The sequence below is a fragment of the Bradyrhizobium rifense genome (assembly GCF_008123425.1).
Classification (GTDB): Bacteria; Pseudomonadota; Alphaproteobacteria; order Rhizobiales; family Xanthobacteraceae; genus Bradyrhizobium; species Bradyrhizobium rifense.
In genome coordinates this window covers 63,940-79,002 of sequence record NZ_VSSS01000059.1, presented here as the reverse complement: position 1 = coordinate 79,002, position 15,063 = coordinate 63,940, and the positions used below count along the sequence as shown (strand labels likewise).

Here is a 15,063-nt window from a genome sequence, read left to right as displayed (position 1 = left end):
AACTTGCCCAGCCTCGACGGAGCAAGTGATTTTCGGCAAGACCGAAAAAGCATCAAACCTTTCAACCCCATCCCTACTGTGCATGGGGTTGTTTTTCGCTTTTGAGTGCCGGGGGCGCCTAACCCGCCCCCGCGCGCTTCTTCTGCCAGACCAGATGCACCGCGCAATTACAGCCGGGCGAATGCGAGGCGAGATCCTTTGACGTCTCGTCGTTCGCAGGTGTCGCCGCAAAAGCCTTGTCGGCGTCCTCGCGCGACGGGATGTAGTTCAGCACCGGCGCGAGCCAGCGCTCGGTCTCGGTCACTGTCATGCCCTTGCGCGCGGCGTAGTCCTCGACCTGGTCGCGCTCGATCTTGCCGACGCCGAAATAATAGCTCTCGGGATTCGCGAAATAGAGCCCGGAGACAGACGAGCCCGGCCACATCGCAAAGCTCTCGGTCAGCTGCACGCCGGCGGTCGCTTCCGCATCGAGCAGTTCGAACAGCGTCGCCTTCTCGGTGTGATCGGGCTGCGCGGGATAGCCGGGTGCGGGGCGGATGCCCTGGTACTTCTCCAGGATCAGATCGTCGGTCGACAGCGCCTCGTCCGGCGCATAGGCCCAGAACTCGCGGCGCACGCGGGCATGCATGCGTTCGGCAAACGCTTCGGCCAGGCGATCGGCCAATGCCTTGCACAGGATCGAGGAGTAGTCGTCGTTCGCCATCTTGAAGCGATCGGCGACCGCGTCCTCGCCGATGCCGGCCGTGACCACGAAGCCGCCGATATAATCCGGCACGCCCGCAGGTGCGACGAAGTCGGCGAGCGCCGCGTTGAAGCGGCCCTCGCGCTTCTCGAGCTGCTGGCGCAGCGTGTGCAGCGTCGCGACGCTCTTGGTGCGGCTGTCATCGGCATAGAGCACGATGTCGTCGCCTTGCGCGTTCGCCGGCCAGAAGCCGACGGTCGCGCGCGCCCGGAACCATTTTTCCTTGACGATCAGGTCGAGCATTTTCCGCGCGTCGTCATAGAGCGAGCGCGCGACTTCGCCGACCTTGGCGTCGTTGAGAATTGCGGGGAAGCGGCCGGCAAGCTCCCAGGTCTGGAAGAACGGCGTCCAGTCGATATAGGGCACGAGCTCGGCGAGATCGTATTCGTCAAAGCTTTTGGTGCCGAGGAAGGTCGGCTTCACCGGCTTGTTGGCGACGAAGTCGACCGGCACGCGGTTGGCGCGCGCGGTCTCCAGCTTCAGCCGCTTCTTGTCGGCCTGCGCGCGGAAATGCGCATCGGAGATCTTTGCATATTCGGCGCGAACGTCGGCCGCATAGGCCTCGCGCTTCTCAGGGCTCAGCAGCGATGACGCAACGCCGACCGCGCGGCTGGCGTCGTTGACATGCACGACGGGACCGGCGCGATAGCTCGGGTCGATCTTCACCGCCGTATGCACGCGGCTCGTGGTGGCGCCGCCGATCAGCAGCGGCAGCTTCAACCCTTCGCGCTGCAATTCGCCGGCGAAGAACGCCATCTCGTCGAGCGAGGGCGTGATCAGGCCGGACAGGCCGACGATGTCGGCTTTCTCTGCCTTCACGGTCTCGACGATCTTGGCGGCCGGCACCATCACGCCGAGGTCGATCACCTCGTAATTGTTGCACTGGAGCACGATGCCGACGATGTTCTTGCCGATGTCGTGGACGTCACCCTTGACGGTCGCCAGCACGATCTTGCCGGCGGACGAGGAGCCCTCAGTGCCGATGCCATTGGCGAGGTTGCGCGCCTTTTCCTCTTCCATGAACGGCATCAGCCAGGCGACCGCCTGCTTCATGACGCGCGCGGACTTCACGACCTGCGGCAGGAACATCTTGCCGTCGCCGAAGAGGTCGCCGACCACGTCCATGCCGGCCATCAGCGGCCCCTCGATCACGTCGAGCGGACGCGAGGAATTCTTGCGGGCCTCTTCGGTGTCCTGCTCGATGAACTCGGTGATGCCGTGCACCAGCGAATGCGACAGCCGCTTCGCCACCGGCCATTCGCGCCAGGCGAGATCGGCTTCCTTGGTCTGGGTCTTGTTGCCGCGGAATTTCTCCGCGAGCGCCAGCAGGCGTTCGGACGCACCGGGATCGCGGTTGAGGACGACGTCCTCGCAAGTTTGGCGCAATTCGGGATCGATGTCGTCATAGACGATCATCTGCCCGGCATTGACGATGCCCATGTCCATGCCGGCCTTGATGGCGTGATACAGGAACACCGAGTGCATGGCCTCGCGCACCGGCTCGTTGCCGCGGAACGAGAACGACAGATTCGACACGCCGCCGGAGATGTGCGCGCCGGGCAGGTTCTTGCGGATCCAGCGCGTCGCCTCGATGAAGTCGACGCCATAATTGTTGTGCTCCTCGATGCCGGTCGCGATCGCAAAGATATTCGGATCGAAGATGATGTCTTCCGGCGGGAAGCCGACGCGGTTCACCAGGATGTCGTAGGCGCGCTTGCAGATCTCGGTCTTGCGCTTGAAGGTGTCGGCCTGGCCGACCTCGTCGAACGCCATCACCACGACGGCCGCGCCGTGGCGGCGCGCGATCTTGGCTTCGTGGATGAACTTGTCCTCGCCTTCCTTCATCGAGATCGAGTTGACGACCGGTTTGCCCTGCACGCATTTCAGGCCGGCCTCGATCACCGAGAATTTCGAGCTGTCGACCATCACGGGCACGCGGGCGATGTCGGGCTCGGCGGCGACGAGGTTGAGGAAGGTCACCATCGCGGCTTCCGAATCCAGAAGCCCTTCGTCCATGTTGACGTCGATGATCTGCGCGCCGTTCTCGACCTGGTCGCGCGCGACCTGCAGCGCGGCGGTGTAGTCGCCATTGGTGACCAGCTTGCGGAAGCGGGCCGAGCCCGTGACGTTGGTGCGCTCGCCAACGTTCACGAACGGGATCGCGTCGGTCAGAATGAAGGGCTCGAGGCCGGAGAGCCGCAGGCGCGGTTCGATCTCCGGCACGATGCGCGGCTTGTGCGGCGCGACGGCGGCGGCGATCGCCGCGATGTGGTCCGGCGTGGTGCCGCAGCAGCCGCCGACGATGTTGACGAGGCCGGACGCGGCGAACTCGCCGACCAGGCGGGCCATGTATTCCGGCGTCTCGTCGTACTGGCCGAATTCGTTGGGCAGGCCGGCATTCGGATAGGCGCAGACCAGCGTGTCGGCGACGCGGCCGATATCGGCAATGTGCGCGCGCAGATCTTCCGCGCCGAGCGCGCAGTTGAAGCCGATGGTGACGGGCTTTGCGTGCTGCACCGAATGCCAGAATGCTTCCGGCAATTGGCCGGACAGCAGGCGGCCGGATTTGTCGGTGATGGTGCCCGACACCATCACGGGCATGTCGATGCCGCGCGCTTCGGTGATTTCCGCGATCGCATAAAGCGCTGCCTTGGCGTTCAGCGTATCGAAGATGGTCTCGACTAGCAGCAGATCGACGCCGCCGTCGATCAGGCCGCGGATCTGCTCGCCATAGGATTTGCGCAGATCATCGAAGGTGACGGCGCGGTAGCCGGGATTGGCGACATCAGGCGAGATCGAGGCGGTGCGGTTGGTCGGTCCAATGGCGCCCGCGACGAAGCGCGGCTTGCCGTCCTCGGCCGTGACACGCTTTGCGGCGTTGCCGGCGAGGCGGGCACCTTCGCGCGCCATCTCGTAGACGATATCGGTGAGGTCGTAATCGGCCTGCGCTATCGAGGTCGTCGAGAAGGTGTTGGTCGCGACGATGTCGGCGCCGGCGCGCAAATAGGCGGCGTGAATGTCCTCGATCGCCTGCGGCTGGGTCAGGATCAACAGATCGTTGTTGCCGCGCAGGTCGCGATGGAAATTCTTGAAGCGCTCGCCGCGGAAGGCGGCCTCGTCGAACTGGAGGTTCTGGATCATCGTGCCCATGGCGCCGTCGAGCACGAGGATGCGCTCGCGCGCGGCGTTGATGAGGGCGGTTCGCTTGGGCGAGGTGGATACGGTCATGTGCTTTACGCCGCCTTCTGCGCGCTCTTGGCGCGAATGCCGAGCAAATGGCTGATCGCGAACACGAGATCGGCGCGGTTCATGGTGTAGAAATGGAAGGTGTCGACGCCGTTCTTGGCGAGCTTCTGCACCTGGCCGGCCGCAACGGTCGCGGCCACCAGCTTGCGGGTCTCGGCATCGTCGTCGAGGCCCTCGAATTTCGCGGCGAACCAGTCCGGCACGGTGGTGCCGGCGCGGGTGACGAAGGCTCTCGCCTGCTTGAAATTGTGCATGGGCATGATGCCCGGCACGATCGGGATGTTGATGCCACGGGCGCGGACGCGGTCGAGATAACGGAAGTAGAGGTCGTTATCGAAGAAGACCTGGGTGATCGCGCGCGTCGCGCCGGCGTCGACCTTGGCCTTCAGCGTATCGATATCGGCGTCGAAGTCGCGCGCTTCGGGATGCTTCTCAGGGTAGGCCGAGACCGACACTTCGATGTCGGCGTGCCGCTTCTTGATCCCGGCAACGAGCGCGTCCGAACTCTGATAGCCGTCGGGGTGGGCAGCGTAGGGCGTGCCGATCCCACCGGCGGGATCGCCGCGCAGGCCGACGATGTGGCGGACGCCGACCTCGTGGTAGCGGTCGACGATCTCGTCGATCTCGCCGCGCGAGGCGCCGACGCAGGTCAGATGCGCGGCCGGCAGCAGCGCAGTCTCCTTCAGGATGCGGGAGATGGTCGAGTGGGTGCGCTCACGGGTCGAGCCGCCGGCGCCATAGGTCACCGAGACGAATTTCGGGTCGAGCGGGGCCAGCCGGTTGATGGTCTCCCAGAGATTCCGCTCCATATCTTCGGTCTTGGGCGGAAAGAACTCGAAGGAGATCGCAGGGCGCTTTGTGGCGAGATGCCCGTCTTGCCCGTCAGTGTGGGCAGGCGTCTTCAAATCGGTCATGGCACCAGTCACTCCAGGGGCCCTCGCCAGCAGTCGGGCGGCGGCGGTCGGGGTCTAGCTTGGGAGAGGCTAAGATAAGGCAAAGGCAGGTATCTCGACAGCCCATCGGGGATGGGAAATCGCCCACTTTTGGTGGAACGGTGTCGAATATTGTGATGCTAAGGATGAAGGTGGGAAGTCATCTAAATGGATAAATGATAAAATGATATCAACTGTTTAGATCTATTAAAGCGGTCGAAAAAGTCGGCCTGCGTTCGGTGGGCAGAATGAGTTGTGCGTTACGCGATCTATACCCGTCCCAACGCTCCGCTCTTGCCGCCCCCGCGACCTCTGCGCCCGCACACGCCAGATCTGCGCTGTTGGCCCATTGCCGCCGCGTGGCCCTCCACTACGTTAACGCGCCATGATCCCGCTTTCAGTCCTCGACCTCTCCGTCGTCACGTCAGGCACAAAACCCGCCGCGGCGCTGCGCAACAGCATCGATCTGGCGCGCCATGTCGATCGGCTCGGCTATGTCCGCTACTGGCTCGCCGAGCACCATAACCTCGCCTCGGTCGCGAGCCCGGCGCCCGACGTGATGATCGGGCAGATCGCGGCGGTGACGAAGCACATCCGCGTCGGCTCCGGCGGCGTGATGCTGCCCAACCACGCGCCGCTGGTGGTGGCCGAGCGCTTCAAGATGCTGGAGGCATTGTTTCCCGGCCGCATCGATCTCGGCCTCGGCCGTGCCCCCGGCACTGACGGCGCCACGGCCTATGCACTCCGCAGCCGGCTCGACCGCCGCGAGGGCGACGATTTTCTGGAGCGGCTGCACGAACTGATTTTGTGGGAGACCCGCGAATTCCCCGCAGGGCACCCCTACCACAACGTCGTCGCGATGCCCGACGACACCAAGCTGCCACCGATCTGGCTGCTCGGCTCCAGCGATTATTCCTCGGAGCTTGCTGCGCAGGTCGGCATGGGCTTCGCCTTCGCGCATCATTTCGCGTCCCACGATGCGATCGATGCGATGGTGCATTACCGCAATCGCTTCCAGCCCTCAGCCTGGAACGCGAGCCCGCACGCGATCCTTGCGGTCGCCGCGATCGCTGCCGACACTGATGAGGAGGCCGAAAGGCTCGCGAGTTCTTTCGATCTCAACCGCCTGCGCCGCGACCGCGGTCAATATCTGCCGCTGCCGAGCGTCGAGGAGGCGCTGGCCTATCCCTATACGGATTCCGAGCGCGTCTCGATTGCGCGCAACCGCTCGCGCTTGTTCGTCGGCAATCCGGAGACGGTGCAGAAGAAGCTTCAGCCGCTGATGGATGCGAGCAAGCCGGACGAGTTGATGGTCATCACGGCCGTGTACGACCATGAGGCGCGCAAGAGGTCGTATTCGCTGCTGGCCGAGGCGTTCGGGCTGGCGAAGCAGGCAGCCTAAGTCCCGGCTCGCGCTTCGCGCGTCCGGGACACGAGACTATTCCATCGTCGCGCGGAACGGGTGACCCGGATACACGCCGACGATACGGAACTCGCGCGAGAAGAATTTCAGCTCCTCGATCGCAAACGCGAGGCCCTTGTCTTCAGGGTGACCGTCGACGTCAGCATAAAACTGCGTGGCGAAGAAATTGCCGTCGACCATGTAGCTTTCGAGCTTGGTCATGTTGACGCCGTTGGTGGCAAAGCCGCCGAGGGCCTTGTAGAGCGCCGCGGGAAGGTTGCGCACCCGAAAAACAAAAGTGGTGACCAGCGGGCCCGAACCTTGCGCCGCCCATTTCGGTTCGCGCGCCAGCACCACGAAGCGCGTGGTGTTGTGGGCCTCGTCCTCGATGTCCTCGGCAAGAATGTCGAGGCCGTAGATCTGCGCGGCCAGGCGCGAGGCGATCGCGGCGACGGTCTTGTCCTTGCGCTCGGAAATGTCGCGGGCGCTGCCGGCGGTGTCGGCGTGCACGATGCCCTTGATGCCGAGCTTGCGGATGATGCGCCGGCACTGGCCAAGCGCATGAACATGGCTCTCGACGGACTTGATCTCGGACAGCTTCGTGCCTTTCACCGCCATCAATTGATGCCGGACCGGCAGAAACCATTCGCCGACGATGAAGAGGCCGGAGGCTGGCAGCAAATGATGGATGTCGGCGACGCGGCCGGCGACCGAATTCTCGATCGGGATCATGCCGAGATCGGCTTCGCCCGACGAGATCGCCGACAGCGCGTCCTCGAAGGTGGCGCAGGGCATCGGCTCGGCGTCGGGATAGGCCTCGACAATGGCGATATGGGAATTGGCGCCAGGTTCGCCCTGGAATGCGATTTTCAGCTTGCTCATGACGGGCCTTGTAGCAGCGGCTCAGGATTTGGAAAGGATGCCGCGGGCGGTCTCGAGGTCCGCCGGCGTGTCGACCCCGCGGGGCACGGTATCGACGATGGTGAAGTCGATGCGCATTCCGGCCTCCAGGGCCCGGAGCTGCTCAAGTTTCTCCTGCAGCTCCAGCGGCGAGGGCGGCAGCGAAACGTAGCGCTCCAGCGCGGCGCGGCGATAGGCATAGAGGCCGATATGGTGGTAGCGCGGTCCGTCGCCGGTCGGCGCGGTCGCGCGGGTGAAATAAAGTGCGCGCATGCGCTTACCCCCGAGCGAGGTTCCGATCGCCTTCACGACGCTCGGGGCGAGGTCCTCCTCCTCGGTGTGGATCTGCGAAGCCAGCGTGGCGATGTCCACGGCGGGGTCTTCCAGCGGCGGCAGCACCTCGCGGATATTGTCGATCGTGATCGTCGGGAAATCGCCCTGGAGATTGACCACGATCTCGGCCTTGCCGTCCGGATCAAGTTTCTGCATGGCCTCGTGGATGCGGTCGGAGCCTGAGGGGTGCTCCGCGCGGGTCATCACCGCCTCGCCGCCATGGGCGGTCACGACCGCGGCGATCTCTGCGGTATCAGTTGCCACCGCAACCCGGCCGATGCCGGCGGCCTCGGCGCGCCGCATCACGTGCACGATCATCGGCAGGCCTGCGATATCGGCAAGCGGCTTGCCGGGCAGGCGGGTGGCGGCCATGCGGGCCGGGATCAGCACCAGGATGCGGGGATCGGTCATTGGTTCAAGCGACTGGGTTCAACGGTCTGGAAACGGGGCGTTTTCCGCACCGAGAAATCGGGTGGGGATGGGCTGAAAGCCGGGTCGCTTATACGGGTTGCCAGACCTCGGGCAAACCGATATCTCAATGGCAAAACTCGGGGAAACAATAAGGAACGTTTTTGATTCTCCCGAGGCTCGTCCTGGCGGTCGCACGGCCGCTTATTCCTTCTTGCGGTGTGGGGCCTGGCCGGAAATGGACTCTTTCGAACTCAACAAGATCATCGGTGCCGTGCTTGGCACCTGTCTTATTCTGCTGGTGACGAGCTTCACCGCCCAGGCGCTGTTCTCGCCGAAATTTCCGGAAAAGCCCGGCTTCGAGATCGCCGTTAAGGAAGTGGCCGGCGACAAGGAGGGCGGTGCTGCCGCTGCCGCGCCTTCCGAGCCGATCGAAAAGCTGCTTCAGACCGCCTCCGTCGAGAAGGGCGCTTCTGCCGCCAAGAAGTGCGGCGCCTGTCACACCTTCGAGAAGGGCGGCCCGAATCGGGTCGGCCCGAACCTCTTTGGCATCGTTGACGACCATCGCGGCGAAGGCCGCAACGGCTTCAACTTCTCGGCCGCGATGAAGGCCAAAGGCGGCACCTGGACCATTGACGAGCTGAACAAGTTTATCGCCAACCCGAAGGGCGACATCCCCGGCACCGCAATGGGCTTTGCCGGCATCCCGAAGGACAGCGAGCGCGCCGATGTCATCGCCTATCTGAACAGCCTCTCCGACAGCCCGAAGCCGCTCCCGACCGCGGCGAAATAAGGCTCTCGAAATAAGGCTCTTGGGTCTCGATCTCAGATGTGCGGCCAGGCCTCAAAGCCTGGCCGTTTCTGTATTCGGGCCTCGCGGCGTTGTTATCGGGGCGTTTGGCCGCATCTGACAGGCCGCCCGGCCTTCCAAGATGAGGAAAAAGCAACATATTCCGTCGAAACCTCGCCTATATTGGGCACTTAAAGGGGTAACCTCCTTCAAGACTGGGATGTTGATTTGGCCATTACCCGACGCGATCTTCTGCTCACCGGCGCGGCCGTTGCTGCGCTTCCCGCCTTCGGCTCCGTGGCGGGTGTTCCCGTCGTCGGCACGGCAGAGGCGCAATCGGCGGGCGAGCTGCCTTGGCGCCACGCGCTGTCACTGTTCGGCAACGTCAAATATCCGGCCGACTTCAAGCGCTTCGACTACGTCAATCCGGATGCCCCCAAAGCGGGCGTCGCGCGCCAGATCGCCGTCGGTACGTTCGACAATTTCAATATCGTCGTAGCAGGCGTGAAGGGGCAGGTCTCCGGTGCCGTCGCATTCATCTACGAATCCCTCACGACGCCTTCGCTCGACGAAGTCTCGACCGAATACGGCGCGCTCGCCGAAGCCGTGAGCCATCCGGACGATTTCTCCTTCGTCATCTATCGTTTGCGGCCTCAGGCCAAATGGCATGATGGTAAGCCGGTCACCGTCGAGGACGTGATCTTCTCGCTTGATTCCTTCAAGAAGCACCACCCGATGTACTCGGCCTATTACAGCCATGTGGTGAAGGCGGAGAAGGTCGGTGAGCGCGACGTGAAATTCGTATTCGACGCGCCGGGGAACCGCGAACTGCCGCAGATAGTCGGGCAGCTCACGGTCCTGCCCAAGCATTGGTGGGAAGGAACGGACGCGCAGGGCCGCAAGCGCGATGTCTCAGCGACCACGCTCGAAGTACCGCTTGGCTCCGGCCCCTACAAGGTCAAGGAATTCGTTGCCGGACGCTCGATTGCGTTGGAGCGCGTCAAGGATTATTGGGGGCGCGACCTCGCCGCCAATGTGGGCCGTAACAATTTCGACGAGCTGCGCTACGAGTATTTCCGCGATGCCACTGTCGCGATCGAGGCTTTCAAGGCCGATCAGGTCGATTGGCGCACCGAGAACAGCGCCAAGAACTGGGCGACCGCCTACGATTTCCCGGCTGTGACCGAAAAGCGCGTGATCCTCGAGGAATTCGCCAATCGCAGCTCCGGCGTGATGCAAGCCTTCGTGCCGAACCTGCGCCGCGCCAAGTTCAGCGACCCCCGCGTTCGCCGTGCGCTCAACTACGCGTTCGACTACGAAGAGATGAACAAGCAGCTCTTCTATGGTCAGTACAAGCGCGTCAGCAGCTATTTTGACGGCCTCGACGAGCTTATGGCGACGGGATTGCCGCAAGGAAAAGAGCTCGAAATCCTCGAGACGGTTCGCTCCCAAGTCCCGCCCGAAGTCTTCACGACGCCCTACGCAAATCCGGTCGGCGGCACTCCGGAAGCCGTGCGCGACAATCTCCGCGAGGCGCTGCGCCTGTTCAAGGAGGCCGGCTACGAGGTGCGCGACCGCAAGCTGATCGACGTCAAGAGCGGCACCCAGTTCTCTCTTGAATTGCTGAACCAGGATCCGAGCTTCGAACGGGTCACGCTGTTCTACAAGCCGTCGTTGGAACGGCTCGGCATTGCCGTCAGCGTGCGGACGGTTGACCCGACCCAATACGAGAACAGGACGCGCGAGTGGGATTTCGACGTCGTCACCAACTCCTGGGGCGAGTCGCAGTCGCCGGGCAACGAGCAGCGTGAGTTCTGGTCGTCGAAGACGGCCGACATAGCCGGCTCGCGCAATATTGCCGGCATCAAGAATCCGGCGATCGACAAGCTGATCGAGCGGCTGATCTACTCCAGGGATCGCGATGATCTCGTCGCCGCAACCAAAGCACTGGACCGCGTGCTGCTGTGGAATCACTACGTCGTGCCGCAGTGGACCTATACGAAGGTGCGCACTGCGCGCTGGGATCGCTTTGGTCGGCCGGCGGAATTGCCCAAATACGGCCAGTCCGGCTTCCCATTCGTCTGGTGGTACGACGCAGACAAGGCGGCACGGATCGCAAAGAAGTCGTGAAGGACATTTCCCGCATGGCGCAGCTTTCACGCCGGCATGTGCTGGCCCTGGGTGCCGGCGCCTTGAGCGCGCCGCTGGTGCGCGGTGCGCGGGCGTCGGAGGTGGCTGCCGAGGCTCACGGCATCTCGGCCTTCGGCGATCTCAAATATCCGGTCGACTTCCACCATTTCGGCTACGTCAATGTCGACGCGCCGAAGGGCGGCGCGTTCTCGCTCATCCCCTCGGTGCGGGCCTACAACCAGTCCTATTTCACCTTCTCTTCGCTCAACGCCTATATTCTGAAGGGCGAGGGCGCGCAGGGCATGGACATGACCTTCGCGCCGTTGATGGCGCGCGCCAATGACGAGCCCGACGCGATGTACGGGCTCGCGGCGAAATCGGTGCGGATCTCGCCGGACAAGCTGACCTACACCTTCACGATGCGTCCCGAGGCCCGTTTCCACGACGGCTCGAAGCTCACCGCGCACGACGTCGCCTTCTCGCTCACCGCGCTGAAGGAGAAGGGCCATCCGCTGATCGTCGTGCAGCTCCGCGATTTCGTGAAGGCCGAGGCGCTCGACGACGCCACCGTGGTCGTCACCTTCGCGCCGAACCGTGCACGCGACGTGCCGCTCTATGTTGCGAGCCTGCCGATCTTCTCGAAGGCGTATTACGCCGCGCGCGCGTTCGATGAATCGACGCTCGATACGCCGCTGGGCTCCGGCCCCTACAAGGTCGGCAAGTTCGAGGTCAACCGCTACATCGAATACGAGCGTGTCAAGGACTGGTGGGGCGCCGACCTGCCAGTCTGCCGCGGCAGTTATAATTTCGATACGGTGCGCTACGAATTCTACCGCGATCGTGATGTCGCGTTCGAAGGCTTTACCGGCAAGAACTATCTGTTCCGCGAGGAGCTCACGTCGCGCATCTGGGCGACGCGTTACGATTTCCCGGCAATCAAGGACGGTCGCGTCAAGCGCGAGCAGCTGCCGGACGAGACCCCGTCGGGCGCACAGGGCTGGTTCATCAATCTCCGCCGCGACAAGTTCAGGGATCCGCGCGTGCGCGAAGCGCTGATCTATGCCTTCGATTTCGAGTGGACCAACAAGTCGATCATGTATGGCGCCTACGCGCGCACGCACTCGCCGTTTCAGAACTCCGACATGATGGTGTCCGGCCCGCCTTCGCCCGAAGAGCTTACACTGCTGGAGCCCTTCCGCGGCAAGGTGCCCGACGAAGTGTTCGGCCAGCCTTTCGTGCCGCCGGTGTCGGACGGCTCTGGACAGGATCGCGGTCTGCTTCGCAAGGCGAGCGAGCTGCTCAACGAAGCCGGCTACCTCATCAAGGACCGCAAGCGGGTGCTGCCCAATGGCGAGCCGTTCACGATCGAATTCCTGAACGACGAGCAGTCGATCCAGCCGCATCACGGGCCTTATTTGAAGAACCTCGCGACGCTCGGCATCGACGCCACATTCCGCCTGGTCGATGCCGTGCAGTACCGCGCGCGACTTGAGGATTTCGATTTCGATATGACGATCGAACGCTTCTCGATGTCGGCGACGCCCGGCGATGCGATGCGGGCGTTCTTCTCTTCACAGGCGGCCAAGACCAAAGGCTCGTACAATCTCGCCGGCATCTCCGATCCGATCATCGACGCGCTGATCGACAAGATCATTGCCGCGCAGACCAGGGCGGAGTTGACCACGGCCTGCCGGGCGTTCGACCGCGTCTTCCGCGCCGGGCGCTATTGGGTGCCGCAATGGTATGCGAACTTCCATCGCGTCGCCTATTGGGACCAGTTCAGCCATCCCGACAAGCCGCCGAAATATGCGCAAGGCGTCGGTGCGCCTGAGAACTGGTGGTTTGACGCGGCAAAGGCCGCCAGGCTCGAGCAGGCGAAATAATCATGAGCGCCTATATCGCCCGCCGTATCCTCCTGATGATCCCGACCCTGCTCGGAATCCTCTTCGTCTCCTTCGTCGTCGTGCAGTTCGCGCCGGGCGGTCCGGTCGAGCGCGTCATCGCGCAGCTTTCTGGCGCCGACACCGGCGGGACCTCGCGCATTTCGGGCGGCGGTGACTTTGCGCAGCGCGCGCCGGGGCAGCTGGGCGCTGGTGGCGATGCCATCAATTCCAAGTACCGCGGCGCGCAAGGCCTCGACCCTGACTTCATCAAGAAGCTGGAGAAGCAGTTTGGCTTTGACAAGCCGGCACCGGAGCGCTTCGCATTGATGGTGTGGAATTTCGCCCGCTTCGATTTCGGCAACAGCTATTTCCGCGATGTCAGCGTGCTCCAGCTGGTCAAGGAAAAGCTGCCGGTCTCGATCTCGCTCGGCATCTGGCTGACGCTCCTGACCTACCTGATCTCGATACCGCTCGGCATCCGCAAGGCGGTCAAGGACGGAACGCGCTTCGACACCTGGACGTCCAGCGTGCTCGTGCTCGGCTATGCGATCCCCGGCTTCCTGTTCGCGATCCTCCTGATCATCCTGTTCGCCGGCGGCTCGTTCTTCAACTGGTTCCCGCTGCGCGGGTTGACGTCGGACGGCTGGTCGCAATTTCCCTGGTACTGGAAGGTCATCGATTACTTCTGGCATTTGACGCTGCCGCTGATCGCGATGGGGCTCGGCGCGTTCACCACCATGACGTTCCTGACCAAGAACTCGTTTCTCGACGAGATTCGCAAGCAATACGTGATGACCGCGCGCGCGAAGGGCTGCAGCGAGAACCGGGTGCTCTATGGTCACGTCTTCCGCAACGCGATGCTCATTGTCATCGCAGGCTTTCCCAGTACCTTTATTCACGCCTTCTTTTCGGGCTCGCTTCTGATCGAGACCATCTTCTCACTGGACGGGTTGGGGCTGCTCAGTTTCGAGAGCGTTCTCAACCGCGACTACCCCGTGGTGTTCGGCACACTCTTCATCTTTTCGCTCGTCGGCCTCGTGGTCAACCTCATCTCTGACCTGGCCTATATGTGGATCGATCCGCGGATCGATTTCGAGGCGCGGGAGGTCTGATGACGCTGGCCGCTCCCACCCCGATCGAGACCACTGCAAAGTCGCCGCTTGGGGACGTCGTGCCGATCACCCGCAAGCCGTTCGTGCCGTCGCCGCTCAACAGGCGGCGCTGGCAGAATTTCAAGGCGAACCGGCGCGGTTACTGGTCGTTCTGGATCTTCATGATCCTGTTTGTGGTGTCTCTGTTCGCCGAGCTGATCGCCAATGACCGGCCGTTCCTGGTCAAATATGACGGCCATCTCTATTGGCCGGCCTTCGTCACCTATTCGGAGACGACCTTCGGCGGCGACTTCGAAACGGCGGCCGACTACCGCGATCCCTATCTGCAGAAGCTGATCAAGGACAAGAGCGGCAGCATCGTCTGGCCGCTCATTCGATACTCCTACGACACCCATAATCTCGACCTGCCGACTCCGGCGCCGTCGCCGCCAACCTGGATGTTGACGGAGGCGCAATGCAAACCCGTCGTCGAGAAGAAGGGCCTCAAAAGCTGCCGTGACCTCGAATACAACTGGCTAGGCACCGACGATCAGGGCCGCGACGTGGTGGCGCGGCTGATCTACGGCTTCCGCATCTCGGTGCTGTTCGGCCTCTGCCTGACCATTGTCTCCTCCGTCATCGGCATCGCGGCGGGCGCGGTGCAGGGCTATTTCGGCGGCTGGATCGACCTGTTGTTCCAGCGTTTCATTGAAATATGGACTGCGATCCCGTCGCTCTATCTGCTGCTGATCCTGTCGTCGGTACTGGTGCCTGGCTTCTTCGTGCTTCTTGGCATCCTGCTCTTGTTTTCCTGGGTGTCGCTGGTTGGACTGGTGCGCGCGGAGTTTTTGCGCGGGCGTAATTTCGAGTACATCCAGGCCGCGCGGGCGCTTGGCGTGTCTAACGCCGTGATCATGTTCAAGCATTTGCTGCCGAACGCGATGGTCGCGACCATGACGTTCCTGCCGTTCATCGTGTCGAGTTCGGTGATGACGCTCACGGCCCTGGACTTCCTCGGCTTCGGCCTGCCGCCCGGCTCGCCGTCGCTCGGCGAGCTGCTGTCGCAGGGCAAGTCGAACGTGCAGGCGCCTTGGCTCGGTTTTTCCGGCTTCTTCTCGGTCGCGATCATGCTGTCGCTCTTGATCTTCATCGGCGAAGCCGTGCGCGACGCTTTCGATCCGCGCAAGACGTTCAAGTGAGGGCGTG

The 15,063-nt window shown here is 63.1% G+C and carries 10 protein-coding genes; 6 read left to right on the top strand and 4 right to left on the bottom strand.

The window, feature by feature from the left end:
- Positions 1–118 precede the first annotated feature (118 nt).
- Together metH and metF are read right to left on the bottom strand one after the other, a co-directional pair.
- On the bottom strand, positions 119–3,970 hold the full coding sequence (gene metH, locus FXB40_RS35040) for a methionine synthase (RefSeq protein ID WP_148776847.1): 3,852 nt from the start codon (positions 3,968–3,970) through the stop codon (positions 119–121).
- 5 nt (positions 3,971–3,975) lie between these two features.
- Complete coding sequence (metF, locus tag FXB40_RS35035) at positions 3,976–4,902, bottom strand: methylenetetrahydrofolate reductase [NAD(P)H] (protein ID WP_187437357.1); 927 nt, start codon at positions 4,900–4,902, stop codon at positions 3,976–3,978.
- A gap of 403 nt (positions 4,903–5,305) precedes the next feature.
- On the opposite strand from metF, the gene FXB40_RS35030 reads away from it, so the two are divergent.
- Positions 5,306–6,322 (top strand): LLM class flavin-dependent oxidoreductase, encoded by a 1,017-nt coding sequence (locus FXB40_RS35030; protein WP_148776845.1) that lies wholly within the window; start codon positions 5,306–5,308, stop codon positions 6,320–6,322.
- Positions 6,323–6,358: 36 nt separating this feature from the next.
- Here the strand turns inward: FXB40_RS35030 and FXB40_RS35025 are convergent, their stop codons facing one another.
- Together FXB40_RS35025 and FXB40_RS35020 are read right to left on the bottom strand one after the other, a co-directional pair.
- Positions 6,359–7,204 (bottom strand): prephenate dehydratase, encoded by an 846-nt coding sequence (locus FXB40_RS35025; protein WP_148776844.1) that lies wholly within the window; start codon positions 7,202–7,204, stop codon positions 6,359–6,361.
- 21 nt (positions 7,205–7,225) lie between these two features.
- A complete protein-coding gene (locus FXB40_RS35020; protein ID WP_148776843.1) occupies positions 7,226–7,966 on the bottom strand; it encodes a 3-deoxy-manno-octulosonate cytidylyltransferase in 741 nt (246 codons plus the stop codon).
- Positions 7,967–8,201: 235 nt separating this feature from the next.
- Between FXB40_RS35020 and FXB40_RS35015 the strand changes: the two genes are divergently transcribed.
- The 5 genes from FXB40_RS35015 to FXB40_RS34995 all read left to right on the top strand — a co-directional run bounded on the left by FXB40_RS35015 (position 8,202) and on the right by FXB40_RS34995 (position 15,056).
- Positions 8,202–8,756, top strand: a complete 555-nt coding sequence (locus FXB40_RS35015; protein WP_148776842.1) for a c-type cytochrome — start codon at positions 8,202–8,204, stop codon at positions 8,754–8,756.
- A 225-nt stretch (positions 8,757–8,981) separates the two neighbouring features.
- Complete coding sequence (locus FXB40_RS35010) at positions 8,982–10,883, top strand: ABC transporter substrate-binding protein (protein WP_148776841.1); 1,902 nt, start codon at positions 8,982–8,984, stop codon at positions 10,881–10,883.
- A gap of 14 nt (positions 10,884–10,897) precedes the next feature.
- Positions 10,898–12,766, top strand: a complete 1,869-nt coding sequence (locus FXB40_RS35005) for an extracellular solute-binding protein (protein WP_148776840.1) — start codon at positions 10,898–10,900, stop codon at positions 12,764–12,766.
- A gap of 2 nt (positions 12,767–12,768) precedes the next feature.
- Positions 12,769–13,878 (top strand): microcin C ABC transporter permease YejB, encoded by a 1,110-nt coding sequence (locus tag FXB40_RS35000; RefSeq protein ID WP_148776839.1) that lies wholly within the window; start codon positions 12,769–12,771, stop codon positions 13,876–13,878.
- Entirely contained in the window at positions 13,878–15,056 is a 1,179-nt protein-coding gene (locus FXB40_RS34995; RefSeq protein WP_148776838.1) for an ABC transporter permease, read from the top strand. The genes FXB40_RS35000 and FXB40_RS34995 overlap by 1 nt, the downstream gene beginning before the upstream one ends.
- The last annotated feature ends 7 nt before the right edge of the window (positions 15,057–15,063 follow it).